The sequence below is a fragment of the Rhodoferax sp. genome, from assembly GCF_014859475.1.
GTDB lineage: Bacteria > Pseudomonadota > Gammaproteobacteria > Burkholderiales > Burkholderiaceae_C > Rhodoferax.
In genome coordinates, this window is record NZ_JACUUE010000125.1 from 1 (window position 1) to 7,229 (window position 7,229).

A 7,229-nucleotide genomic window follows, 5' to 3' on the forward strand; every position below is an offset into this window, starting at 1 on the left:
ATGTGGGGCGTGGGTATTGAGTTGGGTTTAGTCGGCGGATCAGCAGCGGGAGCGGGTTTACAAAATTTCAAATTGCTCGCCCGATACCTGACATTGGTGCCGGTAGTCAACAGTCGGATGCACAGCCGCGATTTCAACAAAATGGGCACCCGGACTCGACCACTATGCGCAGGTCGCAACTATGTGCAGATCGTCACTACCATATGCGACGGGTAACTCGTCCACCGCCCATTGCTGCGGCAATTCAGACTCCTCTAATCCCGACGGCGCGTTCCACCAAATTGGTTTGGCCTCAGCGGGCGCCAGGCAACTCATGGTCAAACCTCTGAAATGCCAGACTCGTGCGGTCAATGGATCGCTTTCACGCGCTGGTCGAGTCTGCAGTAAGGGCAGTCGACCCAACGCAAGACCTTCATGTCGCTGCTTGAGCCAAGCTTCTTTCAAGGTCCAAATTCGATAAAACTCCCGCGCTTGGTCGGACGGGGCTATCGCATTGAAAGTTACCTGTTCTTCTCTAGTGCCAATCGAGCCAAGCATGGTCTGAAGTGAACGCCTTTCATTTGGCGTCTCAACATCCAGTCCCAACGCACTGTTCGACACTGCGGCCGCTACCCAAGCAGCGGAATGGCTAAGCGCAACCTTGAGACCTGACTGTCGTGTTTGGGAAAGAAGGCATGGTGGCCCATTGGTTGGCGCGTCAAGTGGCCAATCATGCCAAGGGTCACCGCCATACTGTGCAGCCAAAAGTTGACGAACCAAGCCATGGCCAACCAAGAATTGCAGGCGTCGCCTTGGGGCAAGCAACTGTGTCAGCTTTTGACGCTCTGAGTCTGTGAGCCAGTCAATAGAGTGCACTGCCGCCTTCAATTCTGGCGGTAGCAAAACCGAGTTGATAAGTGCGAGAGCTACCTCTGCCATCGCGCAGCAAATTCGTTCATGGTGCCACTTTTGCGTAGGTACCTTTGAATGCCACGCCGATCACGAAGGCGCCAGCGTGGCATTCGAACTCCGTTGTGCTGGTAAACTCATTCTTCTTGTAGTAGCTCACAATATCAATCACCGCATTGGCGCCTACCTGCTTCGCCTTTTCTTGAAAAGCGATCAAGTTAGACAACGCAACCCATTGACAACCCATAACGTCTTCCTTGCCCACCCCATTTGTCTTACGGTTGGCAACGTCTTCACTGAACTTCTCAATAATTATTGGCGTCGTTTGTCCCTTCAGATAAAACTTGACGCTCCCATCTAACTTGCCGGCAGCCGCAGGCTGGGTCAGCACATCCGAAAACGGCAGTTTGTAAAGCGTATCGCGGGCTATGGCTGGCACACACAACATGGCACCAATCAGCGCCGTAATCAATTTTTTTTTCAAGTAATTCTCCCAATGGTTAATTCAAGTTGTCCGCGTATCAATCAGTCCAACGCTTAAAAATCAACGAGGTATTGATGCCACCAAATGCGAAGTTATTACTCATCAAAAGATCCGTCTGCAGCGAACGGCCTTCGCCCGTGATGTAGTCTAGGTCTGCGCAGCGGGGATCAATCTGGGTCAAGTTCAGAGTCGGAGCGAACCAGCCATCGCGCATCATCTCGATGCTCATCCAAGCCTCCAGCGCGCCGCAAGCCCCTAGAGTATGGCCCATGTAGCTCTTGAGAGAGCTGATGGGCACCTGCTCACCAAAAACGGCACGGGTGGCCGTGCTCTCGGCGATATCACCTTGATCTGTCGCGGTGCCATGCGCGTTGACATAGCCAATCGCGGCGGGGGGTAGTCCCGCATCGGCCAGTGCCTGGCGCATGGCTTCAGCCATAGTCTCTGCTTGTGGCTGGGTCACATGACGGCCATCGCTGTTGGTACCAAAACCTAGAATTTCGGCATGTATACGAGCTCCGCGCAATTTAGCATGCTCCAGGTCTTCCAGCACCAAACTGCCAGCCCCCTCGCCAAGAACCAGACCGTCGCGCTTGGCGTCAAAAGGTCGTGGCGCTAGTTTGGGCGTATCGTTCAACACACTGGTGGCGAACAAGGTGTCAAAGACAGCAGCCCCAGTTGCATCCAACTCTTCAGCGCCACCGGCCAGCATGGCCACCTGGCGGCCCGACTTGATGCTCTCGTAGGCATATCCGATGCCCTGGCTACCCGAAGTACAAGCACTGGAAGTGGTAATGATGCGGCCCGTTAGGCCCAGAAATACACCAATATTCACCGGAGCGGTATGGGCCATCATCTTGATGTAGGTGGAAGCCGTTATGCCTTCGGTAGTCTTTTCCGTTATCATGCGGCCGAAATCGCCAACAGCGCTAGGCGATCCGGCGGACGATCCGTAAGAGATACCCATCTTGCCGCTGCTGACCAATGGGTCACCTAACAGGCCAGCATCGGCCAGTGCTATCTCACTGGCACGGGTCGACATGAGGGCCACGCGGCCCATACTGCGGGTGGTTTTGCGGTTGAAATGGGCTGGCAACTCAAAAGGTTTGGCTGGCGCGCCAAGCCGGGTGTTGAGTCCTTCGTAGCAATCCCATTCATTCATGTGGCGCACAGCATTCTGGCTGCTCCGCAAATGGGCCGATACGCTGGGCCAGTCGTGGCCCAGCGGGCTTAGGGCACCAAAGCCAGTGATAACCACGCGCCTCATCCGAACATCCCCCCATTCACGGATATCACCTGACGCGTGATGTAGCCTGCATCCGGCGTGAGTAAAAAGGCAACTAATGCAGCCACCTCTTCGGGCTGGCCTATGCGACGCATTGGTATGGTCTTCATCGCTTCATCGAGAACCTCAGAAGGCACCATTTCGGTATCGATCAGGCCAGGGGCCACACAATTGACAGTGATTGCCCGTTTGGCCAACTCGATCGCCAATGCCTTGGTCGCGCCGATAATACCGGCCTTGGCGGCGCTGTAGTTAGTCTGCCCACGGTTGCCAACCAGACCCGAGACGGACGATAACGTCACGATTCGGCCGGGCTGGCGCCGACGCACCATGCTCATGATAAGCGGGTTGAGCACGTGATAAAAGGAATCCAAATTGGTGTGAATCACACTATCCCACTCCTCACCAGTCATGGCCGGAAAAGCGTTGTCGCGCGCAATACCAGCGTTGCAGACCACACCATAGAAGGCGCCGTGATGCTCGACATCCTGACTTAACACTGCGGCTGCAGCTGCCCTGTCAGCCACGTCAAAGATCAGCAAGCGTGCCTGCCGACCCATGGCCGTAATTTCCTGCACAACGGCATCGGCTTGGTTCAGACCCGTCCGGCAATGCACCGCCACGTTGTAGCCTTCGCGCGCCAAGCGTAGTGCAATCACTTTGCCAATGCCCCGGCTTGAGCCGGTCACCAATACCCATCGTTGTTCAATCATGACTGAACTCTGTTTCCCAATACTTCTTCGGCATCGTCGGGTTCGAACACGGATATCCGTGCCCAGCACACCAAGGTGTCATCCATTGTGATCTGGCAATCGAATTGGCCTAGTCCATTGTCGGCCATCAACTCGCAATGCACATCGACGCGCAAAACTTTCCCCAGAGAGAATGCCTGCACAGTCGTTTCAAAGCGCCGAGTGCCGAGCAAAAAACCCAGCTTTGGATATCCACCGCTGATCTTCGCTCTGGCCCCTGCCCATGCTGCCACTGTTTGTGCCATGAATTCCACCCCCACCCAGGCGGGGATACCGCCCTTCTGATTAAACAGGTTATCCGCACGCACATCGACCTCGGCGCTGGCTCGCTCATTGTCGGCGTGCGTCAATCGGTGGATTAATAGCATGCGGCCACGGTGTGGCAGGCAGTCCTCCAATGGTGGCAGGGAGAGGGCGTTCACTTCATTCACGAGAAAACAATAATACTGCATTGCTGCCACCGAAAGCGAATGAATTGCTCATGACCCAATTCGGCTGGTACCCCAGTGTTTCGCCTGGTTGCACTAGGTGCAGGGCCGGCAGGGCGGGGTCGGTGACGCCATCCCACCAGTGCGGGGGCAGCTTTCCATTGGGGTTGTCGGCCAAGCACAGCGAAGCGATTACGGACTCGATCGCCCCCGCAGCAGCCAAGGCATGGCCCGTTAAGGGCTTGGTTGAACTGACGGGTACGTCGCGCCCAAATACCTCTTGCACTGCCCGACTTTCCATGGCGTCGTTGTGATGGGTGGCCGTGCCGTGCAGGTTGATGTAATTCACCACGTCGGGGCCCACACCAGCGCGAGCCAGTGCTTGCCGCATCGCCTCGACTGCACCTTTGCCGCTTGGATCTGGCGCGGACATATGATGCGCATCAGAGGTTTCGCCCCAACCGGCCACACGCACTGGGCCGGGGTCCCGGCTCATTAAGACCAACGCGGCACCTTCACCAATATTGATACCGTTTCGATGTAGCGACATTGGGTTGCATGTGCGCGCCGAAATCGACTCCAAGGCGCCAAAGCCCGCGACGGTCAGCCGGCACAGTGCGTCTGCCCCGCCCGCGACTACGGCGTCCACCAAGCCTGCACGCAGCAGTCGAGCCGCTGAGGCAATGGCCTTGGCGCCCGAGGAACAGGCGGTAGAGATCGAGTAGACCGGTCCGCGCGAGCCCACACTGTGGGCCACGTACTCGGCTGGGTTGCTCATTTCCTGTTGGGCATAGTCATAAATAGCGGGCCATCCTGTTGTCTGTAAATGATGGATGGCCGCGTGCTCTCCTTCCCAAACACCTGCCGTGCTACTACCTAGCACCACAGCTACGCGCTCGGGGCCATAGCGGGCAACGGCACGGGCCACAGGGACTCGCAGCGGGGCCAGTGCGGCCTCTACCAGTTGATTGTTGCGGCTTCGCAGGCGAATGGGGCCACTGCTGTTCAGTCCCGCAAGGGGCCCGCGCACACAGCCCAGTGGCAGGGGCTTGCCGGGCGAATAGACTTCAGTGACGGTCAGCGCCAATGACTCTGACGCGAACGTCTGCTGACGCACAGCATTGAGGTCGACGCCTAAGGCGCAGACCACCCCCTGCGCATTGATATAGACTGAAGTCATGTCGGAGCCAATTCCGAGAGGGTGCGTATCGTCAAAGTGTAACCTTGTAGCACATTGTCAATTTCGATGATCTCGGCCGACAGGGTCCGCAAGTACATAACCGGACGAATGCCATAGCGCAGCAGCCGCTCAGTACTCGTACCCTCGGCGGCCCAAGGCAAGGATAGCGCCGCCTGTACCGCTGTTAACGGCCAAAGGGCAAACTGCAGATCACTGAGGATGCGATCGACCGACAGCGCGGCAGGTGCCCAGGCGCTACGCTCTTCAATGAGGCGCTGTCCGTCCCAGTTGAGCCGTACAATTATTTGCCCCATGGTCAGCAGGGCCATCTGCAAACGTTTGGAATCCACCTCCAGTAGCACCTCGGCGCTGTGCTCACCACCACCGCGTAGACGGCTTTGAACTTGCTGTTGCACCGCCAAGGTCCGCCCAAGAGTCGCCGGTGGCAAGCGCAACATCGGCATGACGGGCATCGAATCTGGCGAGAGCGGCGGAGTCTGACAGCCCGACAAGAAAGCAGCAAGCGCAATTAACGCGCGACGGCGAAGTAGTCGGGGGAGACACATCTCGTTCATTCGCGCTGAAACCTTAGTAAGGCATGACCGTAACCGAGGCCTTCCCGAATGTCGATCAACTTCAGGCCGACCTGATTGCATAAGCGAATGTAGACCTCGCTCTCGTATATCTTGCTGTTTCCGCTGGCCATTGCGGTGAAATAGGGGGAGGAGTTGATCAGGCAGTAAGCGGCAATCTCATATTTCTGCAAGTCCCACAGCGTGTCCAGAATGAGCAGATGACCGCCATCGGCAAGGGCCTGCGCAGCGCGCTGCAGAATAGACGCGATGGCCACTTCACTGAAGCAGCTAAGGAACTGGCTCATCCAGATCACGTCCATGCCTTGAGGTAAGTCGCAATTCTCGTCAAGCAAATTAACAGGATGGAACTGAGTCCTGTGTCGCAGGCCCGCGTCGCGGAGCGCTTTATCGGCTATGGCCAACTGCTGCGGCAAGTCCACCAGGTGCATCTGGACAGCTGCATCATGTTGCAAGGCAACGGCCGCAAATCTTCCCGTGTTAGCGCCAATGTCCATCAAGTGCTTGGGTTCGGTCTTAAAAACGTCTGGCAGGATGCTTTGAATTAAGGTATCTGAATAGAAGTGGTCAAACGCAAACCAGCTGCTTCGCGCCGGCTCGGGCAGCATAGACATGCCCTCGTATAAAGTGCTCCAATCGCCGAGCACTGAGAGACCCAGCGGTTGTTGAGCATCTAGCGAGGCTTCCAAGTGTGCCATGCCTTGATAGCAGACGTCGTGTACAAAATCAAGGTTAACCTGGGTCATGGTGTCGGTCAGGATGCAAAAGCCAACCTTGTCCAGTAGGTAGCGGCCGTCACGCAACTCCACCACCCCAGCAGACAAGGAGGACTCCAGCACCACACCGATCGCATAGGCGTTGCCCAAGCCCTTATCGGCCAACTCGAGCACGGTCAGGCCCTTGTCGGCAGCATCGGCCAATGCCTGCAACAGTCCGCGCTTCCAGGCATATCGGACACAGTGAAAGACTATTGGCCCGAAGGCAATGCGCTGCGCTTCATAGCGCGCCACGAAGGCGCTATTATTGGACGAGGAAAAGCGACGAGTGATCACAGTGCCTTCTTGGTCGATCCAGGGAAGAGTTGGTCCACCAACTCGTTTATCTTTGCCTTGGCTTGAATGAACTTCGACATGTTTCCGCCGCCCCGGGTTGCGTCGTATACCGCCTTCCCCGTGGGCTTGCCGTTGTTGAGTACATTGATCTCGGCATACGACATGTACATTGCCAGATCCCAACGCCAGTTTGCCGTAAAGGTCACAACCACGGGGCAGCTTTTTTCGTCGGCCGGCGCTGCTACCTCGCGCACCGTCAAGTCTTTGCGACGCAACGCCTTCGACAATTCCGCGCCAAAGGTTTCGCGCACGGCTGGATTTTTTACGAGACACACCGCGCGGTCGTCCAATTGTGCTACCGGGTCAACCCGCTGATGAATGGCGCAGCCACTGACTGATGCAACCAAAATAAACGCAAGAAGTTTTGTGTGAGATGTCATGACATCATCCTTGAAGTGGCAGGCGGTCCCTGCCGTGACTTGGGCAGTGTCGCCCGCAAAGAAACGCTCAGCAAGATTACCCAGCCCAACCCTACAAGTAGGGTGATACCAAAGCCCCGCAAGGCTG

Annotated in this window: 10 protein-coding genes; 1 reads left to right on the forward strand and 9 read right to left on the reverse strand. The window is 56.7% G+C overall.

Annotation, left to right across the window (positions count from 1 at the left end):
• Positions 1-216: hypothetical protein (locus tag IBX54_RS10605; protein WP_296542625.1), on the forward strand; the 216-nt coding region annotated here is incomplete at its 5' end.
• On the opposite strand, the gene IBX54_RS15250 is transcribed toward IBX54_RS10605, so the two are convergent.
• The 9 genes from IBX54_RS15250 to IBX54_RS10645 all read right to left on the reverse strand — a co-directional run.
• Complete coding sequence (locus IBX54_RS15250) at positions 163-918, reverse strand: 4'-phosphopantetheinyl transferase superfamily protein (protein WP_367141831.1); 756 nt, start codon at positions 916-918, stop codon at positions 163-165. The two genes, IBX54_RS10605 and IBX54_RS15250, sit on opposite strands and share 54 nt — an antisense overlap.
• A 16-nt stretch (positions 919-934) precedes the next feature.
• Complete coding sequence (locus IBX54_RS10610) at positions 935-1,372, reverse strand: excinuclease ATPase subunit (protein WP_296542626.1); 438 nt, start codon at positions 1,370-1,372, stop codon at positions 935-937.
• 37 nt (positions 1,373-1,409) lie between these two features.
• On the reverse strand, positions 1,410-2,639 hold the full coding sequence (locus IBX54_RS10615; protein WP_296542627.1) for a beta-ketoacyl-ACP synthase: 1,230 nt from the start codon (positions 2,637-2,639) through the stop codon (positions 1,410-1,412).
• Complete coding sequence (locus IBX54_RS10620) at positions 2,636-3,370, reverse strand: 3-ketoacyl-ACP reductase FabG2 (protein ID WP_296542628.1); 735 nt, start codon at positions 3,368-3,370, stop codon at positions 2,636-2,638. The genes IBX54_RS10615 and IBX54_RS10620 overlap by 4 nt, the downstream gene beginning before the upstream one ends.
• Positions 3,367-3,840 (reverse strand): hypothetical protein, encoded by a 474-nt coding sequence (locus tag IBX54_RS10625; RefSeq protein WP_296542629.1) that lies wholly within the window; start codon positions 3,838-3,840, stop codon positions 3,367-3,369. Before IBX54_RS10625 ends, IBX54_RS10620 begins: the two co-directional genes overlap by 4 nt.
• Positions 3,833-5,017: a beta-ketoacyl-ACP synthase gene (locus IBX54_RS10630; protein WP_296542630.1), complete on the reverse strand. Its 1,185-nt coding sequence runs from the start codon at positions 5,015-5,017 to the stop codon at positions 3,833-3,835. Before IBX54_RS10630 ends, IBX54_RS10625 begins: the two co-directional genes overlap by 8 nt.
• Positions 5,014-5,481 (reverse strand): DUF3261 domain-containing protein, encoded by a 468-nt coding sequence (locus tag IBX54_RS10635; RefSeq protein ID WP_296542631.1) that lies wholly within the window; start codon positions 5,479-5,481, stop codon positions 5,014-5,016. The genes IBX54_RS10630 and IBX54_RS10635 overlap by 4 nt, the downstream gene beginning before the upstream one ends.
• A 107-nt stretch (positions 5,482-5,588) precedes the next feature.
• A complete protein-coding gene (locus IBX54_RS10640) occupies positions 5,589-6,662 on the reverse strand; it encodes a class I SAM-dependent methyltransferase (protein WP_296542632.1) in 1,074 nt (357 codons plus the stop codon).
• The coding region (locus IBX54_RS10645; RefSeq protein ID WP_296542633.1) for an Sbal_3080 family lipoprotein at positions 6,659-7,229 on the reverse strand (571 nt) is incomplete at its 5' end. The genes IBX54_RS10640 and IBX54_RS10645, both read right to left, overlap by 4 nt.

What these genes read in the sequence shown, in the direction of transcription:
- IBX54_RS15250 (WP_367141831.1), bottom strand. Translation starts at nt 918, where the DNA reads ATGGCAGAGGTAGCTCTCGCACTTATCAACTCGGTTTTGCTACCGCCA.
- IBX54_RS10615 (WP_296542627.1), bottom strand. Translation starts at nt 2,639, where the DNA reads ATGAGGCGCGTGGTTATCACTGGCTTTGGTGCCCTAAGCCCGCTGGGC.
- IBX54_RS10620 (WP_296542628.1), bottom strand. Translation starts at nt 3,370, where the DNA reads ATGATTGAACAACGATGGGTATTGGTGACCGGCTCAAGCCGGGGCATT.
- IBX54_RS10630 (WP_296542630.1), bottom strand. Translation starts at nt 5,017, where the DNA reads ATGACTTCAGTCTATATCAATGCGCAGGGGGTGGTCTGCGCCTTAGGC.
- IBX54_RS10635 (WP_296542631.1), bottom strand. Translation starts at nt 5,481, where the DNA reads ATGCCGATGTTGCGCTTGCCACCGGCGACTCTTGGGCGGACCTTGGCG.